The sequence below is a fragment of the Phormidium sp. CCY1219 genome, from assembly GCF_055795085.1.
Window position 1 is genome coordinate 1 of record NZ_JAYFEQ010000834.1, and the last position, 873, is coordinate 873.

At 55.0% G+C, this 873-nt stretch carries 1 protein-coding gene; it reads right to left on the reverse strand.

Going from position 1 to position 873, the window contains the following annotated elements; genetic code table 11:
* Window positions 1-812, reverse strand: an 812-nt coding sequence (locus AC0QH1_RS26405) for a tetratricopeptide repeat protein (RefSeq protein WP_324634439.1), incomplete at its 3' end; no start/stop codon positions are given.
* Between the last annotated feature and the right edge of the window lie 61 nt (window positions 813-873).

The window sequence follows — 873 nt, forward strand, 5'->3', positions numbered from 1 at the left end:
TTGAGGGTAGTTGCTTCCTGTGCCTTATCCCCCACTTGCCGAGACAGGGGCAAGGATTGGTTGTAGTAGTCTAGGGCGGTTTGCTGGTCTCCCAGGTCGGAGTAAACCTGGCCAATATTGGAGAGGGTAGTTGCTTCCCCTGCCTTATGCCCCACTTGCTGGAACAGGGGCAAGGATTGGTTCAAGTAGTCTAGGGCCGTTTGCTTGTCTCCCAGGTCGGAGTAAACCCCGCCAATATTGTTGAGGGTAGTTGCTTCCCCTGCCTTATCCCCCACTTCCCGTCTCAGGGGCAAGGATTGGTTGAAGTAGTCTAGGGCCGTTTGCTTGTCTCCCAGGGCGTCGTAAACCCCGCCAATATTGTTGAGGGTAGTTGCTTCCCCTGCCTTATCCCCCACTTGCTGGAACAGGGGCAAAGATTGGTTGTAGTAGTCTAGGGCCGTTTGCTGGTCTCCCAGGTCGTGGTAAACCCGGCCAATATTGTTGAGGGTAGTTGCTTCCCCTGCCTTATGCCCCACTTCCCGTGTCAGGGGCAAGGATTGGTTGTAGTAGTCTAGCGCCGTTTGCTTGTCTCCAAGTAAATCGGAAATGCGACCCATTCCTACCAGGGCGGCTGCTTCACCTGCTGCATTCCCTGCGGCGCGATACGCTTGGCGTGCGGCGTCCAACTTTTGCAGGGCTTCTCGCAACGATTCTGCGGTTCCTTGCCGAAAGAGTTGCACTCCTTCTTGCAACAACCGATCGCCCTCTTGAGTGCTACTATTCTGAGCTATCCAATTCTGCCCAGTTGTCCTTAATCCTGACAACGGATTTATCTCCTGCGCGGAACTCACTGGGGCAAAACTCGACCCCAGCAGCAGCGTTACCGCTACGGCT